Here is a 25,267-nt window from a genome sequence, read left to right as displayed (position 1 = left end):
GCCGGGAGAGGAAAAGGACATGAACGCACACCTACAACCCACCGGCTCCGCCTATTTCATCCAGAAGGAAACGGCTGCCGTCGAAAATCACACGCTGTCGGTTCTCGTCAGCAACGAGCCGGGCGTGCTTGCCCGGGTCATCGGCCTGTTTTCCGGCCGTGGCTACAACATTGAAAGCCTGACCGTTTCGGAAACGGAACATGAGGCGCATCTGTCGCGCATCACCATCGTCACGCGCGGCACGCCGATCGTGCTCGAGCAGATCAAGGCGCAGCTGGAACGCATCGTTCCGGTGCATCGCGTTCTCGATCTCACCGTTCGCGCCCGTGAACTCGGGCAGGAACGGCCGATCGAGCGCGAAGTGGCGCTCATCAAGGTGGCTGGCACAGGTGAAGTTCGCGCCGAAGCGCTGCGCCTTGCCGATGCGTTTCAGGCCAAGGTGGTGGATGCGACCGTTGAGCATTTCATCTTCGAGATCACCGGCAAGTCGTCGAAGATCGACCAGTTCGTCGCCATCATCAAGCCGCTCGGCCTGATCGAGATCTGCCGCACGGGTATTGCCGCGATGAACCGTGGCTCGCAGGGGATGTAATTTCCGTTTTCGGAGCAAATGCTGGAATATCAGCCCGCGGTTCGCCGCGGGTTTTTTTATGGGCTTCGCTCGGATCAATTTATATTCAACCATATGGTTGACTTTCCGTGCTGATGGCCTATATTCAACAACATGGTTGAATTATCTGTTCCACATCTCGATACTGTCTTTCATGCGCTTGGCGATGCGACGCGGCGCACGATGCTGCGCGATCTTTCCCGTGGGGAGCGAACGGTAAGCCAGTTGGCTGAGCCGTTCGACATATCGCTTGCGGCGGCCTCGAAACACATCAAGGCGCTGGAAAATGCTGGGCTAATCCGCCGTGAGGTGAGGGGGCGCACACATGTTTGCCGCCTTGCGCCGGAACCTTTGGCAGACGCGCATGAATGGCTGGATTTCTACCGGCAGTTCTGGAACAGCCGCCTCGATATTCTTGAGCAGATGCTCAGGGAGGAAGATCAGGGAAAATCCCCTGCAGATGGAGGAAATGACAATGGCTGATATTGCAATGCCTGACGCCTATGGCCGTCTCGTCGAGCCGGCTACCCTGAAGATAGAACGGCTCCTGCCGGGGCCGATCGACCGGGTATGGGCCTATCTGACACAAAGCGAGCTTCGCCGCCGCTGGCTGGCATCGGGGGAAATGCGGCTTGCGCCTGATGCGCCTTTCGAACTGGTCTGGCGCAACGACGAGCTTTCCGATCCGCCTGGCCACCGCCCGGAAGGGTTTTCCGAAGAGAACAGGATGGCCTCGCGCATCATCACCGTCATTCCGCCACATCGCCTCGTCTTCAGCTGGGGCGAGGGCGGAGAGGTGTCGATCGAGCTTCAGGCTCTGGGCAAGGATGTGCTTCTGACACTGGTCCATCGCAGGCTGGTGGACCGGACGACCAAGCTCAATGTCAGCGCTGGCTGGCACGCGCATCTCGATATTCTCGCCGCCCGTCTTCAGGAAAAGGAGCCCAAACCCTTCTGGGATAGCTGGCTGGGGCTGAAAGAGGAATATGAGCAGCGCATACCGTAATAAATTACGGTTTGTCCCAAGGCATGGCGGCGCGGTTGGCCGCGCCGTCGCTGGCGGTTACAGCGGGTAGCCAATGGGCGCGATTGCCCCGGTGGCCAAAGTACCCCCCAAACGCTCACATTTCGATTCAAAGGCTTGATTGCCTGATTCCGAAAAACCTCTCAATGCCCTGTTAGATCACAGCATTTCCAGCGGTATCCTGCGCGTCGGCGGCGGGAAGGCGGCGTCCAGCGCGGCCCAGTCCTCTTCGGTTATTTCAAGGTCGGTGGCGCCACGGTTCTCCTCGACGCGGGAGACGCTGGCGGATTTCGGGATGGCGATGACGCCGTCCCTTTCCAGCAGAAAGGCCAGTGCCAGCTGTGCCGGGGTTGCCTGATAGGCCTTGGCGATGCGGATGAGTTCGTGGTTGTTGAGGATGCGGCCCTGCTCGATGGGGGAATAGGCCATCAGAGGCACGCCATGTTGCTGGCACCAGGGCAGAAGCAAAAATTCCGGCCCGCGTCGGGACAGGTTGTAAAGAACCTGATTGGCGGCGCAATTTTTGCCGTCGGGGACAGCGAAAAGCTCCTCCATGTCATCGGTATCGAAATTCGAGACACCCCAGTTGCCGATCTTGCCGTCTTTTTTCAGCCTCTCGAAAGCCGCAACCGTTTCTGCCAGCGGATGTTCGCCGCGCCAGTGCAGCAGATAAAGATCGAGATGGTCAGTGCCGAGCCTTGCGAGGCTGTTTTCGCAGGCCTCCACTGTGCCTCGGGCGCTGGCGTTCCAGGGATAGACCTTGCTGACCAGAAACACCTCGTCGCGGCGGCCGGAGATTGCCTTGCCCACCACCTCTTCAGATCGGCCGTCCGCATACATTTCAGCTGTGTCGATCAGTGTCATGCCGAGATCGATCGCCTTGCGAATGCTCTCAACCTCCCGGGTCGCGGATGATCGGCTATCGCCCATGTTCCAGGTGCCGAGGCCAAGGGCTGGAACCTCTTTTCCGGATGGCAGGGTGACGGAAGGAATGTCGTCATACATCGGTTTGCTCCAGCGCTTGTTGATGGGACAATAGTCCTTTGTTCCGACTTCTCAAACCCGGCATGGGAATGATCGATCCATCAAAAAATTTGACTTCGCCGATCGGATGATCGGGCTGGTTTGATGGTGGGCTAGTGGATAGGGTCTTTTCACAGGAGAAATCATGAATCCCGAAACCTTCATCGCGCTGGTGCTGTTTGCGTTCACCACCTCCATCACGCCCGGCCCGAACAACATGATGCTTTTTGCCTCCGGCGTGAATTTCGGTTTCCGCCGCACCATTCCCCATATGCTGGGCATCGGAGCCGGTTTCCTGTCGCTGCTGATTGGCGTCGGATTTGGGCTTGGCGCGCTGCTGCATTCCGTGCCCCTGCTTTATACCGGGCTGAAATTTGCAGGCGGGCTTTATCTTGTCTGGATCGCCTGGAAGATCGGCACATCCCGCAGCCTGAACGAGGGGACGGCGGCCTCGGTGCCGATGAGCTTTACCGCCGCTGCCGCCTTTCAGTGGGTCAATCCCAAGGCGTGGGTAATGGCCGTGACCGCCATGGCGACCTATACGGATGAGGGACAATATTTTGTCACCGTTCTGATCGTCGGTGTGGTTTTCGCCGCCGTCAATCTGCCCAGTGTTTCAAGCTGGGCGGGCTTCGGCTCGGCGCTGCGCGACTGGCTGTCCGTTCCCGTGCGGCTCAAATGGTTCAACATCACCATGGCGGTCCTTCTCGTCATCAGCCTCTGGCCGATGCTGAAATAGGTTTAAGCCGGAAACTGACGGTAACATTCCTCTGCGATTGCCTGCACCTCGTCGCGTGTCAGTTCGGCTGACACGGCGTAACCGAGTTCGTTGTCGATCCAGTAGAAGGTCTCGATGCCATCGGCGCTGGCCATGCGGAAGCTGGTGGTACGGTTTTCCTCATTATGGCCGATCAGAACCGTCACCCGGCGGCCGGTCTTGTCCTGATACATCAGCATCGCGCCGGGCTTGCCGCTGACGGGAATGAGACGCCCGCCAACCAGGTCGTATCCGAGTTTGGAAAGATCAGGGATGGCGAAGGGATAACCGAGCCGCTTGCCGAGCCATGTCGCAAGGTGCTGCTGCTCTCCGGCTCCGACCTCGACGGGATGGCGCACCTCGCTCGCATAGATGAGATAGGCGGATTTTGCCTGTGCGGGAATATCCGTCGGCAGCGCTGCCAGCACCACGTCCTGCGGTGTGGAGAAGGACTGCGGCAAAAGCCTGCCGGCCACGGCACCTGCGGTGAAGATCAGCAAGGCGGCGGCCGTTCGCAGGAGAAGCGGTTTCAGCCGCCATGCGGGCCTGGTTTTCTTGGCAGCAAGCATCGACATGTCGTGCGGATGCGAAGCGGCATAGGCGGCGAATGTCTGTCGCAGGGTTTCGGCCTGTTTTTTCCAGTCCTCCACGCGGCTCTGCTCTTCCGGCCTCTCGGTCAGCCAGGCCTCGACAGCCGCGCGGTCATCGTCGGACAACAGTCCGTCGACATAGGCGTGCAGATCGTCTTCGGTTATGGCCTCTAGCCTTTTCATCTTGGTCTCCGCAGGGGAATGATATTATCCGCCGCCAGATGCTGGCGAAGGGTTTCGCGGGCGCGGGACAGTCTGGACATGACGGTTCCGACCGGGATCGACAACGTCTCGGCCGCCTCCTGATAGCTGTAACCTTCCACCGTCACCAGCATCAGCACGGCGCGCATTTCGGGTGAAAGAAGCGCCAGAGCGCCGTGCAGCCGGTCATTCTCCAGCGTATCGCCGAGGGTGTCGGCAATGGCGATGCTCTCATGGCCGTCGAGGCTCTCGGACGGGTGACGTTTCTCGGCGCGGTGGCGGTTGCGATAAAGATTCGTCATTATCGTGTAAGCCCATGATTTCAGGGCCGTTCCGCGCCATTGCCGCCTGTTCGTCAGCGCCTTTTCCACGCAATCCTGCAGAAGGTCTTCGCCATCTGCGTCGGAACGGGAAAGGCTGCGGGAATAACGCCGCAGCATGGGTATCAGCGCCAGCATCTCCGTTTCGAAGCTGCCGGCTGCGGGGGAGAGGCTCCCCCGCTTTTCGTCATTCATGCCATCAGGGTTTTGCGGCATCCCATACACCGTTCATACCGTCGCCGGTGGCGTCGCCTTTTTTCGTGTCCTTGACCCAGTAATAGAGCGGCATGCCGTCCTTTGCCCATTGCATCTTGCCGTCCTTGCGCGTCACGATCGAATAGGCCCCCTCGGCCTTGTCGCCTGTGGCTGCGAAAAACGGCGGCCAGTTCACCGCGCATTTGTCATAGCAATTGGATACGCCCTTCTTGTCGTTCTTGAAAGTGTAGAGCGTCATGCCTTTTTCGCCGGCAAGAACATTGCCTTTTTCGGTCTTGACCGTTTCGACCGCAGGGGCCGCATAGGCCGTTCCGGCAAATGCCAGAACGAGGGCGGGAACGATAAAGCGGATCTTCATGGACATATCCTCCTTGGTTCGGGCGGCCTCTGCCGCCAGCACATCAAGAGACACCGCAGGATACCGGTTTATTCCCCATTGCATCGCGATTTTTGCGATTTTTAAACTTATCCATTGAGCTAAGTGTTTTGTCGTGATAGTTAGCCTTATGGAAAACTATTCAGAAGCGCTCAACGATATCTTCCAGTCTCTTGCCGATCCGACCCGCCGGGCCGTTCTTTTGCGGCTGGGGGGTGGCGATGCGAGCATCGGCACGCTTGCGGAACCCTTCGCCATGGCCTTGCCGTCGTTCATGAAACATATCCGCCAGCTGGAAGAGGCCGGGCTGATCGTGACGCGCAAGCAGGGGCGGGTGCGGTTCTGCTCACTGGAAAAGCAGCGATTTTCGATGCTCGATGGCTGGTTGTCGCAACAACGCGCCATCTGGGAAGGCCGCACCGACAGGCTCGAACAATTCGTCATTGCGCAACAGGACAGGCTGTCCAGCAAAGGGGAGAATGACCAATGACCGAGAGTTTCAATCCCGATCTCGACCTGAAGATTTCACGCATCATCAGGGCGCCGCGCCGGCTCGTCTGGAACGCGTGGGTCGACAAGACCAGCCTTGAACAATGGTGGGTGCCGCATCCCGGCCAATGCCGCGTCGAGAAAATGGAGCTTTACCCCGGCGGCGCGTTCGAGACGCGCTACAGTGAGGACGGCAAGGCATTCGGCGATCACATAAGCGGATGTTTTCTCGCGGTGGATCATGAGGAGCGTCTGGTCTTCACCGATGCGCTGACCGAAGGCTTTCGTCCATCCGCCCGCCCGTTTCTTACCGCCGTCATGACATTTCGCGACCACCCTGACGGCATGGAATATGTGGCCTATGCCATGCACAGAAATCCTGAAGATCGCGACAGGCATGCCGAGATGGGTTTCTTCGACGGCTGGAACACGGTTGCGGAGCAGCTGGCGCAGCTTGTCGAACGACAGGCGGTCAATTGAGCCGCATCAGCCGAACAGGGGAATGTCCGGCTTGTTGAGCATGAGCCAGATGATGCCGAGAACCGCGAAAAAGGCGGGAAAACCGCAGGCGAACCAGATGCGGTAAAGGCGGAACCATTGCGCCGGCAGGGCCTGTCCGTTGGCGGCGCAGTCGCGGGCGATATCGCGCAGCCTGATCTGTATCCACACCACCGGCAGCCAGAAAATGCCGGTGAAGACATAAAGGCCTAGCGAAAGGGCGATCCAGCCCTCGGTCAGCGGCCAGCCGATGATGCGCGCGAGAAAATATCCGGTGACCGGTTGGATGATCGCGGCGGTGGCGGTAAAGACCGTGTCGGCGATGACGACGGTGCCTGAGACATGGGCGATCAGCGCCGGGCTGGCCGTCCGCCGTGCCATCACCATGAAAAAGGCAATGCCCGCGCCGGTGCCGAACAGCACCGTCGCGCCGATGACATGGGCAAGCCGCAGCAGTTCCTCAAGTGTCATCAGCGTTCATCCAAGGTGGCGAGGGCAACGAGCGTCAGGGCGACGGAAGGCAGAACCTTGACCAGAGGACCGAGCGGGTCGAGCCAAAGGGTCGGTTCCAGCAGGCTGCCGCCGGCCAGATAAGCGGCGCTGACCAGCAGCATGGCGACAAGCGCCTTTCTGGCGAGAGGCCGCAGCAGGACGGCGATGCCGAGAGCTATATCGATGAGGCAGGTGGCGAGCGTTAGAATGACAGCCGACGTGTGCGGCATAAAGGGCAGGAAATGCGCCGCTGCTCCAGTGATATTCAGCAGCGGCATGAGGCCGGATAGCAGCCAGAATAGAGACAGGCAGAGAACGATCAGGGGGTTCAGCAGATATAATCTGGCAAACCACAGGTCCTGCACGCCGGAAGGGTGAGCGGCCAGCGTCTGTTCCAGGGTCTTGAGTGAGGCCATCGCCGCTCCTGCTTCATTCTCCGTCACGACGCCTTCCGACATGACCGTCATGGCGGTCGAACGCAGCGGCGACCGCCAGCCGAGTTTGCCTGCGGCATCCGCCACAAGGCCGACGGGGCGCATTAAGGCGGCGGGAAGATTTATGATCGGAGCACGGGGCAGGCCCAGCCATTGCCGGTGTCTGGCGACCACGTCCTGCAATGTCAGCGTTTCCTTCGCGGCGAGTTCGAGATCGCTGTCCGCCGGGATTTCGCCGTCGATCGCCGCACATACCACGGCTGCCACATCCTCCACCGCGACCGTCCGGACGGCGATTTGTCCATTGACGAGCGGCACCACGAAGGGAAAGCCTGCAAGTGCGCGCACAAGTGCCGTGCCGCCGTGCGCGTTTCGCCCAACCACCAGTGCGGGGCGCAGAATGACGTGAGGCAGACCGCTTGCGGCGAGCGCCTCATCGGCGCGGCGTTTGGTGGCGAGGAAGGGCAGGCCGGATGCGGCCCCCGCCGTGCGGGCCGATATCTGGATTATCCGTCTGCCGCCCGTCTGTGCCGCTTCTTCATAAAGCGCCAGCATCGCCTTTTCCTGCGTCGCGGCAAGGTTATCCGACAGGCCGTCCTGCAGAGCGCCCGCACAATTGACAATGGCGTCATGGTCATGGACGAGCGATGACCAGTCTGTCGCGTGAGTCATCTTGGAAAGATCGGCTGAGACCCAGTTGGCGAAAGGCCATTTGTCGCGGGCGCGGGTGACCGAACGCGCCAGCCCCGTCACGGCATGCCCGTGGAGGTGCAGGCTTTTAAGAACCTCCGAACCGATGAAACCTGTTGCGCCGAGAATCAATATCTTCATACGAGGGATGATAGCGACCACGGCTTAAAAACCAGCCGTGTTTTATTGCCGCATTCTCACGCGGCGATTCATCTTTCGTTCTTTTTCTGTTGCGCATGGTGCTCGAATCCTGCGATGAGGGCGCATGTTATTTTCACCGCAACAGGACGAAGCGCTGAAGGCTGTTTCCCGCTGGCTGAAGGAAGGCCGGACGCCGGTTTTCCGGCTGTTCGGTTATGCCGGAACCGGCAAGACGACGCTTGCCAAACATTTCGCGGAAAATGTCGATGGTGAAGTGCTGTTTGCGGCCTTCACCGGCAAGGCGGCGCAGGTGTTGCGCTCACGCGGCGCCACCAACGCCCGCACCATTCATTCGCTAATCTATCGCCCGCGCGGTGAAGAAACGGTGGAAGATGAGGAAACCGGCAAGACATCCATCGCGCCGATGTTCTCCATCAACCGCCAGAGCCCGCTTGCCAAGGCGGCACTCATCATCATCGACGAATGTTCCATGGTGGACGAGCAGCTCGGCAAGGATCTGATGAGTTTCGGCACGCCGATCCTCGTGCTTGGCGATCCCGGCCAGCTGCCGCCGGTTTCGGGTGGTGGCTTCTTCACCGAGCAGGAGCCCGATTATCTGCTGTCGGAAATCCATCGTCAGGCCAAGGACAATCCCATCATCCATCTTGCCATGGATGTGCGGGAGGGCCGCGAGATCATGCGTGGCGATTACGGCGCAGCACAGGTGATCTCCAAATCCGAGGTGACGCAGTCGCTGGTGCTCGATGCCGACCAGGTGCTTGTCGGCACCAATCGCACCCGCCGCCGTTATAACCAGCGGCTTCGCGAGCTGAAGGGCTTTACGGCCGATTATCCGCAATCCGGCGACAAGCTGGTTTGCCTGAGGAACGATCCGGCCAAGGGCCTGCTGAACGGTTCGCTCTGGCAGGTCATGAGTTCTTCGCGTGAGACGGTGAAGCCCGGCATCAATCTCATGATCCGGCCCGAAGACGACGATATGGATCGCGGTGCTGCCAAGATCAAATTGCTGAAGGCCGCGTTCGAGGATGTGGAGACGGAAATTCCGTGGTCCACGCGCAAGCGTTATGACGAGTTCGATTTCGGCTATGCGCTCACAGTGCACAAAGCGCAGGGTTCGCAATGGAACAATGTGGTTCTCTTCGATGAGAGTTATGCCTTCCGGGATTCGCGCGAAAGGTGGCTTTACACCGCCATTACCCGTGCAGCAGAGACACTGACAATCGTTCGCTGATCTTGACTAAGCGCGGATGACGCCGAGCAGGACCGCCTTGGCGACCGCCTGAAAGCGGTTGCTGGCATTGAACTTGCCGATGATTTTCGCTTCCAGCACATTGAGGTCGCTGCCTGAAATACCAAGGGCACGGGCGAGCCGCACCGGCGCATAACCCTCCGCCATCAGCTCCAGGCATTTCCGCTCGGCGTCGGTCAGCGCGATGTCCCTGGTTGGCGCCCGTTCCCCGGCATCCAGTCCGTCCGCATCGCTGTCGGTGACGAGCAGTTCCTCGATCTGCTGCGCCTGACGTTGAAGGGTGGAAAGCTCGGCCGTCAATTCCCTCTTTCGCTGCCTCAGCGCCGCGTGGAAGATGTCGTCCGCCTCTTCCTGCGAGAGCGAGCGGACAAGTTTTTCCATGATCTCGGTAATGGCGGCGACGGAAATGCCCACTTCGCGACAGACATTGATGACCGCCATGCGCTTGACGTTGCGGTGGGTATAGACCCGCATCTGGCCAATGCGCTTCGACGTCAGCAGCGCCTTCTCCTCATAAAAATGCAGGGTCCGGTGCGTTACTCCGAAGATATTGGCCATGTCGGCGATGGGGACTGGTTCCGCGGGCAGGGAGGAGGGCAGACTTATATCCGGAAGGAAACCGCTGTTTCTTGAATTGGGTTTGTCCTCGTCGCCGTGTTCAAACGGCATACGGCCATCCTGCATCGTCTCCCCCTTTGCGCTCTTTGACAGTGTGCCCGTTTTTTAACTGGCGCCGATCGCGTGTTCCCCTGCGACGACCCCTCTGATCAAGACATCATGCCAAACGCTACATAAGAACCGTAACGTGTATTGTGTGTTTTCGTTCCCGTATTCCAAAAAATTTTATCGGCCTCCTTGCGGTTGGCGTCAACCTGCGTGAAACAGGATGTCAATTCCGAACCGGAGCCCGATGTCATGCCCGCGAAACTTTCCGTCAATCTGAACGCAATTGCCATGCTGCGCAACCGTCGCGATCTTCCATGGCCGGATGTCGCGCATTTCGGGCATTTGGCACTCGCTGCGGGTGCAAGCGGGCTCACTGTACACCCTCGTCCCGACCAGCGCCATATCCGCTTTTCGGACCTGCCCGTCCTGCGCGCGCTGATCGATGACAGCTTCCCCGGCGCGGAATTCAACATTGAGGGGTATCCGACCGAGGACTTTCTCGTTCTTTGCGAAAAGACGCAGCCGGAACAGGTGACGCTGGTGCCCGACGATCCGTCGCAGGCGACCTCCGACCACGGCTGGGATTTCCGCAAGCACGGCGTTTTTCTGAGAGACGTTGTGGGACGCCTGAAGGCTGGCGGCATGCGCGTCTCGCTTTTTGCTGATGGCGATGGGGAGCGCGAGCCGGTGGAACTGGCGGCGGAAACGGGCGCGGCGCGTATCGAACTTTACACCGGCCCCTATGGCGGCTGTTTTGACGATCCGCAAAAGGGTGAGGCGCTTCTCGAAAAGCTCGGACAGACGGCGGATCATGCCAGAGCGCTCGGGCTTGCCGTCAATGCCGGCCATGACCTCACCGTCGCAAACCTGCCCAGTCTGATGAAACGTATCCCTTATCTGGCTGAGGTTTCCATCGGTCACGGGCTGACGGCGGATGCGCTTGAATATGGCATGGCTGAAACAGTCCGGCGTTTTTGTCAGGCCTGCGGTCAGGCTATTTCATAACCAAAGTCAATTTTTTTGCCTATAGTTTGCCGGCGCATGCTCCGTGCGCGAGCTTATGAAGGCAGAGACATATGCAAGAACATCATGTTGTCGTCGTGGGTGGAGGCTTCGGCGGTTTGCAACTGGTACACGGGCTGGAGGGGGCCCCTGTCCGCATCACATTGATAGATCGTCGCAATCACCACCTGTTCCAGCCATTGCTTTATCAGGTTGCGACGACGGCTCTCGCGACATCCGAAATCGCCTGGCCGATCCGCCATCTCTATCGCGACCGCAAGGAGGTCACGACCCTGCTTGCGGAGGTGAACGGCATAGACCGGACGGCGCGGACCGTGCATCTTAGTTCGGGTCAGGTCATCGGCTTCGATACGCTGGTGCTGGCCACCGGCGCCCGCCACGCCTATTTCGGCCGCGACGAGTGGGAGCGTTCTGCCCCCGGTCTCAAGACACTCGAAGATGCGACGACAATCCGTCGCCGCCTGCTTCTGGCTTTCGAGCGGGCCGAACTCGCCACCAGTGAAGAAGAACGGCAGGCGCTGTTGACCTTCGTTATCATCGGCGCAGGCCCGACGGGTGTGGAAATGGCGGGCATGATCGCCGAACTGGCCCACAAGGCGCTGCCGGCGGAATTCCGTAATGTGGATACCAGAAAGACCCGGGTACTGCTCGTCGAGGCCGGCCCTCGCGTTCTACCGGTCTTCACGGAGGATCTTTCGGCCTATGCGAAGGAAGCGCTCGAAAAACTCGGTGTCGAGGTTCTGCTCGGTACGCCGGTGACGGCGTGCAGCGATGAGGGCGTGACGGTCGGCGAGACCTATTATCCATGCCGCACCGTTGTCTGGGCCGCCGGCGTGCAGGCGTCGCCAGCCGCGAAATGGCTCAACGCCGCCGCCGACCGGGCAGGGCGGGCCATCGTCGGACCTCATCTCAGTCTGGAAGACGATCCGAATATCTTCGTCATCGGTGATACGGCCGCCGTCAATCAGGAGAACGGCAAGCCGGTGCCGGGTATAGCCCCTGCGGCAAAGCAGCAGGGCGCCTATGTCGCGAAGGTCATCAAGGCGCGGCTGGCCGGCCAGCCGTCACCACCGCCCTTCCGCTACAGCCATCAGGGCAATCTGGCGACCATCGGCAAACGTGCGGCGGTGATCGATTTCGGCAGGTTCAAGCTCAAGGGCGTGCTGGCATGGTGGATATGGGGGCTTGCCCATATCTACTTTTTGATCGGGACGCGGTCGCGGCTGGCGGTGGCGTGGAGCTGGCTGTGGATTTACCTGAGCGGCCAGCACAGCGCGCGGCTGATCACCCAGAAAGAGACGTTGAAGGACGAGGCCTGAGGGTCGGGCGGGCAAATGACAAGGGCGGGAAGCATGGCTTCCCGCCCTTGTGTTATGATAGCTGCACCAAACTACTCCTCCGTCATGCCGGACTTGATCCGGCATCCAGCCGACGCGTGTCTGCGCGGCGAGAAGAGTTTTTTCAGCCCAAGGACTTGGGCTGGCTGGACCCCGAATCTAGTCCGGGGCGACGGCGTGTGGATGTGGCGTGTGTGCCCAATCCAACACTCAAGCGTCGAGCGACGCCATATCGATGACGAAGCGATACCGCACATCGCTCTTCAATACGCGCTCATAGGCTTCGTTGACGTCCTGGATGTTGATCGTCTCGATCTCCGAGACGATGTTGTGCTCGCCGCAGAAATCCAGCATGTCCTGGGTTTCCTTGATCGAACCGATCATCGAGCCGGACAGGTTCTTCGCGCCGATGATGAGCGAGAAGGCGTGCACCGGGATAGCATGTTCCGGCGCACCGACGACGACCATGCTGCCCTTGGGCTTCAGGAGGCCGAGATAGGCGTTCCAGTCGATGGCGACGCCGGCCGTGCAGATGATCAGGTCGAAGGTGCCGGCCAGCTTCTCGAAGGTCGAGGCGTCGCTGGTGGCGTAATAGTCCTTCGCGCCGAGTTTCAGGCCGTCTTCCTTCTTCGACAGGGTCTGGGAAAGGACGGTGATATCCGCGCCCATGGCCGCGCCGAGCTTGACGCCCATATGGCCAAGGCCGCCCATGCCGACAATCGCGACCTTCTGGCCGGGGCCGGCATTCCAGCGGCGCAGCGGCGAATAGAGCGTGATGCCGGCGCACAGCAGCGGTGCGGAAGCGTCGAGCGGCAGGTTGTCCGGGATCGACAGGACATAACCTTCCTTGACGACGATCGAGTCGGAGTAACCGCCATGGGTCGCGGTTTTCGTGAAGGGGTCGACGTCATTATAGGTCTGGACGAGGCCGGGCATGTAGTGCTCGTTGTCGAGATCGCGGGTGGCGCAGCCGATGCAGGAATCGACGAAGCAGCCGACGCCGACATGGTCGCCGACCTTGAACTTCGTGACTTTGGAGCCGACAGCTTTCACGACACCGGCGATTTCATGGCCGGGAACGATCGGGTAGACGGCGTTCTTCCATTCGTTGCGGACAGTGTGGATGTCCGAGTGGCAGATGCCGGCATATTTGATGTCGATGACGACGTCGTCATCATTCGGCTCGCGGCGTTCGAAGGTGAATGGGGTAAGCGGCTTGGACGCATCGGTCGCAGCGTAACCTCTAGCAATAGCCATCTGAATATCCTTTCGGGAGTTGGGGACGACGGAATATGCGATGGAAGCGGGACGCGGCGTTAGAGCGATCCTCCGAGCTTTTTGCACGATCCTGCAAAAATATGGTGGGGCACTCTTTGCGCAGGCCGCGCGGCTTTCTAGATAAAAGGCATCAGCCGCATCTCTGCTTTCAGTTAAGGGATTTCCCCCCATGTCCTTGCCGTTCAATGTCTATCAGGAGATCGCCTCCATCGCCGCGCGGCATACCGCCGAGGACGGCGAGGTGCAGACGGCAATCGACTCCCTCGGCATCAGCCGGCGCACGACGCCAAGCGCCCCATGCCACGGCAGCTATCGCCCCCGTCTCGCCATGGTGATCCAGGGCTCGAAAAGCGTTCAGCTGGGAACCGACACCATCAATTACGGCGCGGGCGATTATCTCCTGACCTCGCTTGATCTGCCGGTTGCGTGGCGGGTGGTGGAGGCGAGCAGGGAGGTGCCACATTTCTGCATTGCGCTTGCCATCGACAGCGAAAAACTGCTCGATCTCATGCGGCGCGTGCCCATCGATCCGCCCGCCGAGCCCGCGAATGCGCAGCGCGGCATCGTCGTCAATACGGCCACGCCGGAACTTCTCGATGCGGCCATTCGCCTGTTGCGTCTGCTCGACCGTCCGGCGGACATCGCGGCCATGGCACCGCTGATCGAGCAGGAAATCCTCTATCGCATTCTGACCGGACCGGCGGGTGGGCAGCTTATGAACATCATCGCGGCCGGCAGCCATGGCAACCGCATCGCCCGCGCCATTGCCTGGCTGCGCGAGAATTTCGCACGCCAGCTGCGTATCGAGGATCTGGCCGATCATATTGGCATGAGCGTCTCGTCCTTCCATCATCACTTCAAGACGATCACGGCCATGACACCGGTTCAGTACCAGAAGCAGCTGCGGCTGCATGAGGCGCGCCGGCTGATGCTGCTGGAGCGGCTGGATGCGGGCACCGCCGGTCATCGCGTCGGTTACCAGAGCCCGTCGCAGTTCAGTCGTGAATATAGCCGCTTTTACGGACTGTCGCCGTCGCGGGATATCGATGCATCGCGGGAGATCAGCGCGGCTGGGTAGTTGGGAAGGTTGTGCGTCGGTTAGTGGATCGTGGCGGGTGGGGCTTACCCCCCTCTGCCCTGCCGGGCATCTCCCCCTCAAGGGGGGAGATCGGCAGGAGGCCCTACCACCGCTCCATTCGCAAACGTTGAGATGGGCGAGACCCAACAACGAGTCGATCTCCCCCCTTGAGGGGGAGATGCCCGGCAGGGCAGAGGGGGGTAAGCCCCACCCACCTCGGTCCGCTACCCACGCAAAATTCCCTGGAGGTTCACCTCAAGCTTGCAGTCCCGCTCCGGGGCAACACGTCAATTCTCGTCCTCCCCCGAAGAATCCGCTTGACCCCAACGCTGCCTCCGCTTAAATGGCGCTCGAACCGTACCGTACGGTACATTAATCAAGCCCCTGGAGTGGAAAGACTTGGCTTCCGACCCGATCACAGCGCAGGAATTTTCGCCGCGCCAGAACGCCGTTCTGGATCAGGCATTGCGTCTATTGGTCGAGGGCGGCGAGAAAGCGCTCACCACATCGGGGCTGGCGCGCGCCGCCAACTGTTCCAAGGAAAGCCTCTATAAGTGGTTCGGCGACCGGGACGGCCTGCTGGCGGCGATGATCACCTTTCAGCAGAGCAAGGTCCGCACCTTCGAAAAGGCGGGCGACCGCGTTTCCGCACCGCAGCTTGCCGATCACCTCGAGGTTTTCGCGCATGATCTGCTGGATGTGCTGGCAGGTGACGTGTCGCTGGCGCTTAACCGTCTGGCGATAGGGCAGGCGAGCCGTGATGGCTCGAAGCTCGGCGATCTGCTGCTGGAACGCGGCCGTCGCCAGATCGACCGGCGAGCGCGTGGGCTGATCGAAGCGGGTCGCCGTTCCGGCTATCTGCGTTTCGATGATGCCGAGGAGGCATATCGCAGTTTTTACGGCCTCATCGTTTCGGATCTGCATGTGCGCATGCTTTTGGGCGAGGCGCCGGACAAGGATTTTTCCGCCCGGGCGAAGAAGGCGGTCGTCGCCTTTCTGACCCTCTACGGCACGGAAAAGGTACATTCGGAACTCAGCGGCAAATCCGCCTGACATTCCGGTTCAGACAACTGAGAGACAAGCATTAGGGAAGGACCATAAAATGCGCGTTTATTATGATCGTGATGCCGATCTCAATCTCATCAAGTCCAAGAACGTCGTCGTTGTCGGCTACGGTTCCCAGGGCCGCGCCCATGCGCTGAACCTCAAGGATTCCGGCGCCAAGAACGTCGTCATCGCTCTGAAGGCCGGTTCGCCGACCGTCAAGAAGGCCGAAGCCGACGGCTTCAAGGTCATGACCGTTGCCGAAGCCGCCAAGTGGGGCGACCTTCTGATGATGGCGACGCCGGACGAACTCCAGGCCGACATCTACAAGGCCGACATCGCCGGCAACATCCGTGATGGCGCAGCAATTGCTTTCGCACACGGCCTCAATGTTCACTTCGGCCTCATCGAGCCGAAGGCATCGCTTGACGTCGTCATGATCGCACCGAAGGGCCCTGGCCACACGGTTCGCGGCGAATACCAGAAGGGCGGCGGCGTTCCCTGCCTCGTTGCCGTTCATCAGAACGCTTCCGGCAACGCCCTTGAACTCGCTCTCTCCTACGCCTGCGGCGTTGGCGGCGGCCGTTCGGGCATCATCGAAACCAACTTCAAGGAAGAGTGCGAAACCGACCTCTTCGGCGAACAGGTCGTTCTGTGCGGCGGTCTCGTCGAACTGATCCGCGCCGGTTTCGAAACCCTGGTCGAAGCCGGTTACGCACCGGAAATGGCCTATTTCGAGTGCCTGCACGAAGTGAAGCTGATCGTCGACCTGATCTATGAAGGCGGCATCGCCAACATGAACTACTCGATCTCCAACACGGCTGAGTGGGGCGAATACGTCACTGGTCCGCGCATCATCACCGCCGACACCAAGGCTGAAATGAAGCGCGTCCTGCACGACATCCAGACCGGCAAGTTCACCTCCGAGTGGATGCAGGAATGGAAGGCCGGCGGCGCTCGCTTCAAGGGTATCCGTCGCAACAACGACTCCCACCAGATCGAAGAAGTCGGCGCCAAGCTGCGCGGCATGATGCCCTGGATCGGCAAGAACAAGCTGGTCGACAAGGCCGTCAACTAAGCTTCATTGCTTGTTGGGAAAATATGGAGGCCGGAGCGAAAGCTCCGGCCTTTTTGTTTTCGATGTGCTGTCAAACGATGGTGTCGTCTTCCTCGACAACCACCGAAACGGGGAAGTGATCGGAGAACCCACCGAGATTGACGTTTTTGACCGCATCGCCTTTCGACAGGCCGAAGCGGATCGGCCCCTCATTCTTGCTGTGGCTGACCATGGCGGCAATGGCTTCGATTTTTGCCGTCTCCTCACGCGCCTTGAAGCCGCTGCTACCGGTCAGAAGCGATCGGGAAACGAGGATCTGATCGAAGATATTGGCGTCTCCGTTGAAATAGAGCGTGCCGTAGATCGTTCTTGCCGTGCCGACGGAATCGACTACCGGCTGGCGCAGATAATTCCATGTGAGATTGTAGAACATGGCCGATTGCGAGTTCTCGACATCGTCGCGCTCGCGGGTGGAATTGGCGTGGTAGCGTAGCGATGCATCGGAAGGATCGTCGTTGAAGTCGCCGAAGGCGACGACGGCAATGTCGTTGCCTTTCTCTTCCCGGATACGCTGGTGCCAGTAGCCCAGCGTTTCGCCGGCCGTCATGCGAAAACCGGCGCTTTCCACCGCGCCGCCAGAGCGCGACGGCCAGTGATTGGAGAGCGCGATAAGCTGGCGGCCGCCCTTTGTGATGAAGGTGCATTGGGTAATGTCGCGCGTGCCGGTGCGGCGCATCACGAAATGGCTGAAAATCTCGTTCTCGTTGATCAGCAGCTTTTTGCTGTCATAGATGAAGGCGGTATCGATGCCGCGCTGGTCCTTGCTGGAATCGGCATGCACGACACGATAAGAACGTGCGGGCATGAGGTCGTTCAGATGTTCCGCCAGCGTCTCCAGAACGAAACGGTTCTCGACTTCGCACACACCGAGCAGATCCGGTCCCGCGCCGCCGATCTGGCTTATGATCAGGCCGAGTTGCTTGACCTTGGTTTTGAACAAATCCTCGGTCCAGCCTTTCAGATCGTTCTTCAGCCGTTCGGCAATCCACGGCTCACGCGCCGGATAACCCTCCGGCGCAAACAGGTTTTCGACATTCCAGAACGCCACGACATATTGGGTCATGATCCGCACACCTCCGGTTGGTTTTTCAAGCCTAGTGGAAGTTTTTGCCATAACAACTTGAAATTGTCATGAAGGTGGGCGGCCGGCGCAATTTTCCCGTTTTTGGCCTTACTTCGCCGGCGGAATGACACCCTTCGTCAGAAGGAAGCAGCCATAAAACCGGGTTTCGCCCGTGGTGATGACGCAATAGGCTTTTTTTGCCTGTTCGTAGAAGGCGAAGCGCTCGATGCCATACATGGGTGCGGATTTTCCTTCCGCCGCGTCGATTTCCTTCTGCACTTCCACCTGTACCGGCTCCAGCTGATCCGGCGCGCCCATCACTTCCATGCGGCCGACGGAAGGCTGCAGCGGTGTATCGAGCGGCAGGACCGAGAGGATCGCCTTCATGGCGCGGGCTGCGGAGACGTTGTCGATATGCAGCACCTTGCCGACGGTCGTGTGGCGGGCAACGGAATCGGAAGGGAAGTTGGTGTCGGAGATTACCAGCGTATCGCCATGACCCATGGCGCGCAGCGCGTGCAGGACATCGGCATTCAGCGCCGGGTCGATATTTTTCAGCATGTCGTCAAACTCCCGTGATGCTTTCGCCGTGTTGCGGCGCGCGCGCAATCCAGCCGGAAAACCATGCTGCGTCAATCGCAAAGGTGTGATTGTGAAGCTTTGCGCAAGGGTGTATTTGGCTTTGTCCGCAAAATCCGGCCTTAAGGCAGGTCGGTTGCGGGCAATGTGCAGGGAGGCAGAAATATTCGAAAAACTGATAAGTCAGTATTGCTGACGTATCGACATTTCTGTAAAGATGCACGCATAAAAACGACACAAGAGGAAACGTACCCATGCTCAATTGGGAACAAATTTTCGCCACGCGCTCTTCGCGCATGAAAGCGTCCGAAATCCGTGAGTTGCTGAAGCTGCTCGAGCAGCCCGATATCATCTCCTTTGCCGGCGGTATTCCGGACCCGGCTCTCTTCCCCGCAGAGGAGTTCCAGCAGGCTTATGCGGAAATTTTTTCGGGTTCGCAGGTCAACTCGGCGCTGCAATATTCGGTGAGCGAAGGTTACAAGCCGCTGCGCGAATGGCTGGCCGGCGAAATGGCCGAGATCGGCATCGACTGCACCGCCGACAATGTCTTCATCGTTTCCGGTTCGCAGCAGGGTCTCGATTATCTCGGCAAGCTGTTCCTGTCGCCGAAGGATACGGCGCTGGTGACATGGCCGACCTATCTCGGCGCGCTTTCCGCTTTCAACGCCTATGAGCCGAATTACGACCAGCTTAATCCCGGCGGCAACCGCACGCCCGAGACCTACCGTGAGAATGCCGCCAAGCTCGGCGGTGCGGTGAAGTTCGCTTATCTTTCGGCCGATTTCTCCAATCCGACCGGCGAAACCGTTGATCTGGCCGGCCGCGAAAAGGTTCTGGCGCTGGCCGATGAGCTGGATATCGCCGTCATCGAAGATGCAGCCTATCAGTCGCTGCGTTACGATGGCGAGGCTGTTCCGCCGATCATGGCGCTCGACATCGCCCGCTCGGGCGGCATCGAGAACACCCGCACCATCTATTGCGGCAGCTTTTCGAAGACGCTCGCACCGGGCCTTCGTGTCGGTTACATCGTCGCTTCCGCACCTGTCATCCGCAAGCTGGTGCTGATGAAGCAGGCAGCCGACCTGCATTCCTCCACCATCAACCAGATCGCCATCGAACGTGTCGCCTCGCGCGGCTTCGACAAGCAGGTCGCCAAGATCAAGGCCGCTTACAGCGCCCGTCGCGACGCGATGCTGGCCGCGCTCGACAAATACATGCCGAGGGGTACGCGCTGGACGAAGCCGGAAGGTGGCATGTTCATCTGGGTGACGTTGCCTGAAGGTATGGACGGCGCGGCGTTGCTGGCGAAATCCATCGCCACGGAAAAGGTCGCCTTCGTTCCCGGCCGGGCTTTCTTCGCGGATGGCTCCGGTACGAATACGCTGCGCATCAGCTTCTCCTGCGCCAATGAGGCGATGATCGAGGAGGGCATGAAGCGGCTTGGCCGGTTGATCGCGACGGCGCAGGCGGAAACGGGCGAGGCGCTGCCGGCGATTTGAGGGGCTTTGCGGCAACGACGGAGGTTGTGGCTTCACCCCCCTCTGTCCTGCCGGACATCTCCCCCTCAAGGGGGGAGATCGACTCGCGGGCAGGTTTCGCCCATCTCGATGTTTGAGACCGAAGTGGTGTCAGCGCCTCTTGCCGATCTCCCCCCTTGAGGGGGAGATGCCCGGCAGCGCAGAGGGGGGTGAGCCGCAAGCGCCAAGGGGCGTTGTTTCCCTCAATCCCGCTGACCCCAACAGATCACACCCAAAAATCCTGCCTGTCACATACATGTTATGCAATCATGTTTTAGCGGTCCCACCAAACAACAGGGACTGGACCCATGAAAACGCTGCTCTCCGCTTTCACCGCCATCGTATCGCTCGGCTTCATCGCCACCGCCGCCAATGCCGCCGATCTGGTGCTTTACACCAGCCAGCCCAACGAGGACGCGCAGGCGACCGTTGATGGTTTCAAGGCCGCCAATCCCGGTCTCGAGGTTGAATGGGTACGTGACGGAACGCCGAAGATCATGGCGAAGCTGATGGCTGAGATCAATGCCGGCAATCCGGTTGCCGACGTGCTTCTGATCGCCGATACCGTGACACTGGAGCGCATGAAGCAGGCTGGCCAGCTTCTCGCCCACAAGTCTGCGGAAGCGAAGAATATCGACGCCTCGCTCTACGATGCGGACGGCTTCTATTATTCCACCAAGCTCATCACGACAGGCATCATGTACAACACTGCCGCCGCGATGAAGCCGACGAGCTGGAAGGATCTGGCCAAGGCAGAAGCCAAGGGTCTCGTGACCATGCCGAGCCCGCTGACCTCGGGTGCGGCGCTGATCCATGCGCAGACGCTTGCCGCCGTTAAGGATCTCGGCTGGGATTACTACAAGCAGCTGAAGGCCAATGAAGCCATTGCCGGCGGTGGTAACGGTGCGGTTCTGAAGTCCGTCGCATCGGGCGAAAAGGCCTATGGCGTGGTTGTCGATTACATGCCGATCCGCGAAAAGGCCAAGGGCGCGCCGGTTGAGTTCGTCTTCCCGGAAGAGGGCGTTTCGGCCGTCACCGAGCCGGTTGCGATCATCAAGGGCACCAAGCACGAGGAAGCGGCGAAGAAGTTCGTCGATTACGTGCTGTCCGAAAAGGGCCAGCAGGGCTTCGTCAAGCTCGGTTACATCCCGGTTCGCGCCGATGCCGGCATGCCGGAAGGTTTCCCGGCCCGCGACAAGATCAAGGTTCTGCCGCTCAACGCTGCCGATGCGCTGAAGAATTCCGAACAGGACCTGAAGACCTTCTCCGACATCTTCGGCTCCAAGGGCTGATATAGCGGCATGTCCCGTTCCAATGCCTATGGAAGCAGCCAGCCGCGCTGGCTGTTTCCTTTTGTGGTCAGCGTTGTTTTTGCGCTCAGCGCCCTGCCGCTCGGGCGGCTCGCCTATACCGGTATCATCTCGTCACTTAACGGTGACATATCGCGGCTTCTCGCCGATCCGGCTCTTTGGGATGCGGCGCTGAACACGCTCTCCACCTCGTTTTTCGGCATGCTGATTTCGCTTTTGATCGGCGGCGCTTTCGCACTTGCGCTGACGCTTTGCGACATCCGCGGCAAGTCGATCCTGAGCTTTCTATTCATGCTGCCGATGATGATCCCGCCGCAGGTGACGGCGCTGTCGTGGATCGGCATGACCGGTCCCTCGAGCACGCTGTTGAAGGCCATCGGCCTTGCGCCGCCGATGGGGTCGCCGCAGCCGCTTTATTCGATTGCGGGTATCGCGCTTCTGCTCGGCGTGCAGCACGCGCCGCTTGTTTATCTGTCGCTGCGGGCCGGCCTGCTGGCCTTGCCGCAGGACGGCATCGAGGCCGCCAAGCTCTCCGGCGCTTCACCGCGCCGCGTGCTGTTCGATATCATCCTGCCGCTGTCGACGCCGGGGCTGATTGCCGGGGCGGCGATCTCCTTCGTCTCCAGTGTCGGCAATTTCGGCATTCCGGCGATCCTCGGCATTCCCGCCTCGATCTTCACCCTGCCGACACTAATCTACAGCCGTTTCGCCAGTTTCGGCACCAGCACCTTCGGCGATATCGCCATTCTCTCCACCATGATCGCCATCATCTCCGTCGCTGGCCTCGCTTTGCAGGAACGGGCGATGAAAGGCAGGGACTATCGCATCATCGGTCTTTCCGGCAAGGCGGCGACCTTCCGGCTTGGGCTGTGGCGGGTGGCGGCGGAGCTTGCCCTGTGGCTCGTGCTGTTCTTCATGCTGGTGGCGCCGCTGACGGCGCTGGTGGCAAGCTCGCTCGCGCCTGCCTATGGCGTGCCGCTCAGCCTCAAGACGGCGACGCTGCATGCCTATGAGGAATTGCTTTACCGCCAGAGCGTGACGCGTACCGCCTTCCGCAACTCACTGTTTCTGGCGACGGCCACCTCGCTTTGCCTGCTGGCGGTGACGGTGCTGACGGCCTATTTCCTGGTGCGCGGCAAAAGCCGCTTCATGTTCCTGCTCTCGGCGCTGGTGGATATTCCCTATGCGCTGCCGGGGGTGGTGATTTCCGTCTCCTTCGTGCTGCTTTTCGCCGCCCCCATCCCGCTTGTCGGCATCACGCTTTACAGCACGATCTGGATCATACTGCTTGCCTATTTCTCCTCCTTCTTCGCCGTCAGCCTCAAACCCATGGTCAGCGCCTTCCTGCAATTCGATCCGTCACTGGAAGAGGCAGCAAGGCTCTCCGGCGCCGGTTTCTGGCGACGGTTGAAGGATATCATCCTGCCGCTGGTCGGGCCTGCGGCGGGGGCATCGGTCATCCTCGTTTTCCTGATCGCCTGCAATGAGCTGACGGTCTCGGCGCTGCTGTGGTCGGCCGGCACCCAGACGCTCGGTGTGCTCATTTACAACCTCGATGACAGCGGCAGCTTCGATCTTGCCTCGGCACTTTCGGTGCTTGTCGTCATCATGGTGATTTTCCTCATGGCTCTGCTGGAAATTCTGGGGCGCTATCTGCCGAAAGGAGTGGTCCCTTGGCGAAACTGATCCTGAACCGCCTGTCGAAGAGTTTCGGTGCCGGTTCGAAACCAGCCGTGGACGATGTGTCGCTGACGGTACGTGACGGCGGTTTTCTTGCTTTACTCGGGCCTTCCGGCTGCGGCAAGACGACGGTACTGCGCATGATCGCCGGTTTCGAACAGCCTACCGACGGTTCCATCCTGCTCGGTGAGCGGGTGCTGGCCGATGCCGGCAGCATGGTGCCGCCGGAGCGGCGCAACATGGCGATGGTGTTCCAGTCCTATGCCTTGTGGCCGCATATGTCGGTTGCCGACAATGCCGGTTATCCCTTGAAGGTGCGCGGCATTTCGGGGGAGAAATATCGCGAGAAGGTGCGTCAGGCGCTTGCCGCCGTCCGCCTCGAGAGCTTCGCCGATCGTCGTCCCGCCGAATTGTCCGGTGGCCAGCGGCAGCGTGTGGCGCTTGCCCGCTGCCTCGTTACCGAGCCTGACGTGGTGCTGCTCGACGAGCCGCTCGCCAATCTCGACCGGCATCTCAGGCAGGAGATGGAGGAGACGTTCCGCGAGTTCCACATCCGCTCCGGCGCGACGATGATTTATGTCACCCACGATCAGGCGGAAGCCATGGCGCTTGCGACCGATGTCGCCGTGATGTCGCAGGGCAAGCTGCTGCAGGTCGCGCCACCGGCGGAGCTTTATGCGCGGCCCGAAGGCAGGCTGGTCGGCTCGCTGGTGGGGCAGGGGGCAATCTTGACATTGCCGGTGCCGGAAGTGGCCGTGCGCGACCTTGATTGGGCGGGACTTCGGGCGGCGATGGAGAGCGGAACCGGATCACCGCAGGCTGATATTCTCGTGCGGCCGCAGGATGTGGTTCGGGATGCAGATGGCATTCCCTGCACTGTGACGTCGGTTCTTTACGAGGGCGAGCGTTATGCCCTGCGTCTCGACCTGCCGGATGGGCAGGCGCTGAGGGCGTATTCGCGGGAAGCGGTTGCAGTCGGGGACCGTCTGCCAGTGGCCATTCGTGCGGCGTGGCGGCTTTAGAGGTGGTGTCACGGGCGACCTGTCGATGCAATAATACGGCAGATCGCGCTTCTCCCATTTTATGGGGTTCCCCGTCATTCCGGCCTTGAGCCGGAATCCAGCCGCCGCGCGTCTGCGCGGCGAGAGAGTCCTTTCAGCCCAAGGACTTGGGCCGGCTGGATACCGGCTAAGGGCCGGTATGACGGAGAGAAATTCAGCAATGGGAAAGAGGTAGGCATCGCCGCACTCGTGCGAGAACACTCCACTGGCGAAACGGGTCTGGAATCGCTAATCTCGGTATTCAAAACAGGGATCATTCATGTCGCTTCGGCTTGCCACCTTCAATATCGAAAATCTCCTCACCCGTTTCGATTTCACCGGCTTTCGCAACCAGACGCGGCGGGACAGGGCGATCCAGCTTTTCGATATCAGGGACGAGGCGACTTATCAGGCGCTGGAAAGCGCGCGGATGGTGTCTTCCACCGACGATACGCGCCAGCTTTCGGCGCTGGCCATCGCCGATGCGGATGCCGATATTCTCTGCCTCCAGGAAGTGGACAACATGGCCGCGCTGCAGGCCTTTGAATATGGCTATCTCTATCGCATGGTCGGCAATGGCTACCTGCAGAAATATCTGGTCGAGGGCAATGACAGCCGCGGTATCGATGTCGCCGTTGTCATGCGCGAGGAGACGCGGGACGGTGACAGGATCGAGGTGGTCGACATCAAGAGCCATGCGGCGCTGACCTATCGCAATCTCGACCTCTTCAATCCCACGCTTGCCGCCACAAACCAGATCGACGACAAGATTTTCAAACGGGATTGCCTGGAAATCGATCTGAGGATCGGCGGCAAGCCGCTGACGCTTTACGTCACGCATTTCAAATCCATGACCAATTCCCGCGACCCGGTTGATGCCCGGCTTGCCACCATGCCGATCCGTGAGGCGGAGGCCATGGCGGTTCGTCGCATCATTGAAAACCGCTGGGGCGCCGGCAATACCCGCAACAAGAATTTCGCCATCTGCGGCGACATGAACGATTATAAGGAGCGCGTCGTGATTTCCGGCGACAGGCGCAATGGCTACAGCTTCAACCCCGTCGAAGAGGCGAGGAGCGCGCTCGATATCTTTACGGCTGACGGGTTTGTGACCAATCCGATGTCGCGCCGCGACGTGATGGATCGCTGGACGCTTTATCATTCCCGCGGGCCGCAGGAACAACACCTGTGCCAGCTCGATTATATCTGGCTTTCCCCGCATCTTGCGCAGATCAACGCCACAAGGGTTCCCGAAATCATCCGCGCCGGCCAACCTTATCGCACCGTGTTTCCGCCGGGGCAGGAGGTGGAGCGTTATCCGCGCACCGGCTGGGACCGCCCCAAGGCCTCGGACCATTGCCCGGTGGTGATGACACTGGATTTGATCTAGCCTGAGGCTCGGCC

General features: G+C 60.1%; 27 protein-coding genes. 17 read left to right on the top strand and 10 right to left on the bottom strand.

Annotation, left to right across the window (positions count from 1 at the left end; genetic code table 11):
• Nucleotides 1–19: 19 nt before the first annotated feature.
• The 3 genes from ilvN (at nt 20) to FY152_08395 (ending at nt 1,616) form a co-directional block, all read left to right on the top strand.
• Nucleotides 20–592: an acetolactate synthase small subunit gene (gene ilvN / locus FY152_08405; protein ID UXS32107.1), complete on the top strand. Its 573-nt coding sequence runs from the start codon at nt 20–22 to the stop codon at nt 590–592.
• A 132-nt stretch (nt 593–724) separates the two neighbouring features.
• Nucleotides 725–1,093, top strand: a complete 369-nt coding sequence (locus tag FY152_08400; protein UXS32106.1) for a helix-turn-helix transcriptional regulator — start codon at nt 725–727, stop codon at nt 1,091–1,093.
• On the top strand, nt 1,086–1,616 hold the full coding sequence (locus FY152_08395) for an SRPBCC family protein (protein ID UXS32105.1): 531 nt from the start codon (nt 1,086–1,088) through the stop codon (nt 1,614–1,616). The genes FY152_08400 and FY152_08395 overlap by 8 nt, the downstream gene beginning before the upstream one ends.
• Before the next feature lie 177 nt (nt 1,617–1,793).
• On the opposite strand, the gene FY152_08390 is transcribed toward FY152_08395, so the two are convergent.
• Entirely contained in the window at nt 1,794–2,639 is an 846-nt protein-coding gene (locus FY152_08390; GenBank protein UXS32104.1) for an aldo/keto reductase, read from the bottom strand.
• A gap of 163 nt (nt 2,640–2,802) precedes the next feature.
• Between FY152_08390 and FY152_08385 the strand changes: the two genes are divergently transcribed.
• Entirely contained in the window at nt 2,803–3,396 is a 594-nt protein-coding gene (locus FY152_08385) for a LysE family translocator (GenBank protein ID UXS32103.1), read from the top strand.
• Between the two features lie 2 nt (nt 3,397–3,398).
• Here FY152_08385 and FY152_08380 read toward each other — a convergent pair whose 3' ends face one another.
• The 3 genes from FY152_08380 to FY152_08370 are packed head-to-tail and all read right to left on the bottom strand — an operon-like array spanning nt 3,399 to nt 5,153.
• Nucleotides 3,399–4,187 carry an anti-sigma factor gene (locus FY152_08380; protein UXS32102.1) on the bottom strand — a complete coding sequence of 263 codons (789 nt, stop codon included), beginning with the start codon at nt 4,185–4,187 and terminating at the stop codon, nt 3,399–3,401.
• A complete protein-coding gene (locus FY152_08375; protein UXS32101.1) occupies nt 4,184–4,741 on the bottom strand; it encodes an RNA polymerase sigma factor in 558 nt (185 codons plus the stop codon). The genes FY152_08380 and FY152_08375 overlap by 4 nt, the downstream gene beginning before the upstream one ends.
• Entirely contained in the window at nt 4,725–5,153 is a 429-nt protein-coding gene (locus FY152_08370) for a hypothetical protein (protein ID UXS32100.1), read from the bottom strand. Before FY152_08370 ends, FY152_08375 begins: the two co-directional genes overlap by 17 nt.
• Before the next feature lie 94 nt (nt 5,154–5,247).
• On the opposite strand from FY152_08370, the gene FY152_08365 reads away from it, so the two are divergent.
• Complete coding sequence (locus FY152_08365) at nt 5,248–5,607, top strand: helix-turn-helix transcriptional regulator (GenBank protein UXS32099.1); 360 nt, start codon at nt 5,248–5,250, stop codon at nt 5,605–5,607.
• Nucleotides 5,604–6,086 (top strand): SRPBCC family protein, encoded by a 483-nt coding sequence (locus tag FY152_08360; GenBank protein UXS32098.1) that lies wholly within the window; start codon nt 5,604–5,606, stop codon nt 6,084–6,086. The genes FY152_08365 and FY152_08360 overlap by 4 nt, the downstream gene beginning before the upstream one ends.
• 6 nt (nt 6,087–6,092) lie before the next feature.
• Here the strand turns inward: FY152_08360 and FY152_08355 are convergent, their stop codons facing one another.
• Together FY152_08355 and FY152_08350 are read right to left on the bottom strand one after the other, a co-directional pair.
• Nucleotides 6,093–6,575, bottom strand: a complete 483-nt coding sequence (locus FY152_08355; protein ID UXS32097.1) for a DUF2269 domain-containing protein — start codon at nt 6,573–6,575, stop codon at nt 6,093–6,095.
• Nucleotides 6,575–7,861 carry an SDR family oxidoreductase gene (locus FY152_08350; protein ID UXS32096.1) on the bottom strand — a complete coding sequence of 429 codons (1,287 nt, stop codon included), beginning with the start codon at nt 7,859–7,861 and terminating at the stop codon, nt 6,575–6,577. The genes FY152_08355 and FY152_08350 overlap by 1 nt, the downstream gene beginning before the upstream one ends.
• A 124-nt stretch (nt 7,862–7,985) precedes the next feature.
• On the opposite strand from FY152_08350, the gene FY152_08345 reads away from it, so the two are divergent.
• Nucleotides 7,986–9,113 (top strand): AAA family ATPase, encoded by a 1,128-nt coding sequence (locus tag FY152_08345; GenBank protein ID UXS32095.1) that lies wholly within the window; start codon nt 7,986–7,988, stop codon nt 9,111–9,113.
• Nucleotides 9,114–9,119: 6 nt separating this feature from the next.
• On the opposite strand, the gene FY152_08340 is transcribed toward FY152_08345, so the two are convergent.
• Entirely contained in the window at nt 9,120–9,815 is a 696-nt protein-coding gene (locus FY152_08340; protein ID UXS32094.1) for a MerR family transcriptional regulator, read from the bottom strand.
• 231 nt (nt 9,816–10,046) lie between these two features.
• Here FY152_08340 and FY152_08335 point away from each other — a divergent pair, with 231 nt between their 5' ends.
• Both FY152_08335 and FY152_08330 read left to right on the top strand, forming a co-directional pair.
• Nucleotides 10,047–10,802 carry a pyridoxine 5'-phosphate synthase gene (locus FY152_08335; protein ID UXS32093.1) on the top strand — a complete coding sequence of 252 codons (756 nt, stop codon included), beginning with the start codon at nt 10,047–10,049 and terminating at the stop codon, nt 10,800–10,802.
• A gap of 71 nt (nt 10,803–10,873) precedes the next feature.
• Entirely contained in the window at nt 10,874–12,139 is a 1,266-nt protein-coding gene (locus tag FY152_08330) for an NAD(P)/FAD-dependent oxidoreductase (GenBank protein ID UXS32092.1), read from the top strand.
• 228 nt (nt 12,140–12,367) lie between these two features.
• Here the strand turns inward: FY152_08330 and FY152_08325 are convergent, their stop codons facing one another.
• On the bottom strand, nt 12,368–13,414 hold the full coding sequence (locus FY152_08325) for an NAD(P)-dependent alcohol dehydrogenase (GenBank protein UXS32091.1): 1,047 nt from the start codon (nt 13,412–13,414) through the stop codon (nt 12,368–12,370).
• A gap of 190 nt (nt 13,415–13,604) precedes the next feature.
• Between FY152_08325 and FY152_08320 the strand changes: the two genes are divergently transcribed.
• From FY152_08320 to ilvC, 3 genes are all read left to right on the top strand, one after another.
• Nucleotides 13,605–14,513, top strand: coding sequence for an AraC family transcriptional regulator (locus FY152_08320; GenBank protein UXS32090.1), 909 nt, complete (start codon nt 13,605–13,607; stop codon nt 14,511–14,513).
• 399 nt (nt 14,514–14,912) lie between these two features.
• Complete coding sequence (locus FY152_08315) at nt 14,913–15,566, top strand: TetR/AcrR family transcriptional regulator (protein UXS32089.1); 654 nt, start codon at nt 14,913–14,915, stop codon at nt 15,564–15,566.
• A 49-nt stretch (nt 15,567–15,615) separates the two neighbouring features.
• Nucleotides 15,616–16,635, top strand: a complete 1,020-nt coding sequence (gene ilvC, locus FY152_08310) for a ketol-acid reductoisomerase (GenBank protein ID UXS32088.1) — start codon at nt 15,616–15,618, stop codon at nt 16,633–16,635.
• Between the two features lie 70 nt (nt 16,636–16,705).
• Here the strand turns inward: ilvC and FY152_08305 are convergent, their stop codons facing one another.
• Together FY152_08305 and FY152_08300 are read right to left on the bottom strand one after the other, a co-directional pair.
• A complete protein-coding gene (locus tag FY152_08305; protein ID UXS32087.1) occupies nt 16,706–17,737 on the bottom strand; it encodes an endonuclease in 1,032 nt (343 codons plus the stop codon).
• A 108-nt stretch (nt 17,738–17,845) separates the two neighbouring features.
• The gene (locus FY152_08300) at nt 17,846–18,298 is read right to left on the bottom strand and encodes a fucose-binding protein (protein UXS32086.1); all 453 of its coding nucleotides are present in this window, start codon (nt 18,296–18,298) and stop codon (nt 17,846–17,848) included.
• 272 nt (nt 18,299–18,570) lie between these two features.
• Between FY152_08300 and FY152_08295 the strand changes: the two genes are divergently transcribed.
• From FY152_08295 to FY152_08275, 5 genes are all read left to right on the top strand, one after another.
• Nucleotides 18,571–19,815, top strand: coding sequence for a PLP-dependent aminotransferase family protein (locus FY152_08295; GenBank protein UXS32085.1), 1,245 nt, complete (start codon nt 18,571–18,573; stop codon nt 19,813–19,815).
• Between the two features lie 326 nt (nt 19,816–20,141).
• Nucleotides 20,142–21,125: an ABC transporter substrate-binding protein gene (locus FY152_08290; protein UXS32084.1), complete on the top strand. Its 984-nt coding sequence runs from the start codon at nt 20,142–20,144 to the stop codon at nt 21,123–21,125.
• A gap of 9 nt (nt 21,126–21,134) precedes the next feature.
• Nucleotides 21,135–22,829 carry an iron ABC transporter permease gene (locus FY152_08285; GenBank protein UXS32083.1) on the top strand — a complete coding sequence of 565 codons (1,695 nt, stop codon included), beginning with the start codon at nt 21,135–21,137 and terminating at the stop codon, nt 22,827–22,829.
• The gene (locus tag FY152_08280) at nt 22,817–23,845 is read left to right on the top strand and encodes an ABC transporter ATP-binding protein (GenBank protein ID UXS32082.1); all 1,029 of its coding nucleotides are present in this window, start codon (nt 22,817–22,819) and stop codon (nt 23,843–23,845) included. Before FY152_08285 ends, FY152_08280 begins: the two co-directional genes overlap by 13 nt.
• Before the next feature lie 298 nt (nt 23,846–24,143).
• Nucleotides 24,144–25,253: an endonuclease gene (locus FY152_08275; GenBank protein ID UXS32081.1), complete on the top strand. Its 1,110-nt coding sequence runs from the start codon at nt 24,144–24,146 to the stop codon at nt 25,251–25,253.
• Nucleotides 25,254–25,267: the final 14 nt, after the last annotated feature.

It is taken from the genome of Agrobacterium tumefaciens (assembly GCA_025560025.1).
GTDB lineage: Bacteria > Pseudomonadota > Alphaproteobacteria > Rhizobiales > Rhizobiaceae > Agrobacterium.
The sequence above is the reverse complement of the archived record's forward strand: the minus strand, read 5'-3'. Positions and strand labels throughout refer to the sequence as shown.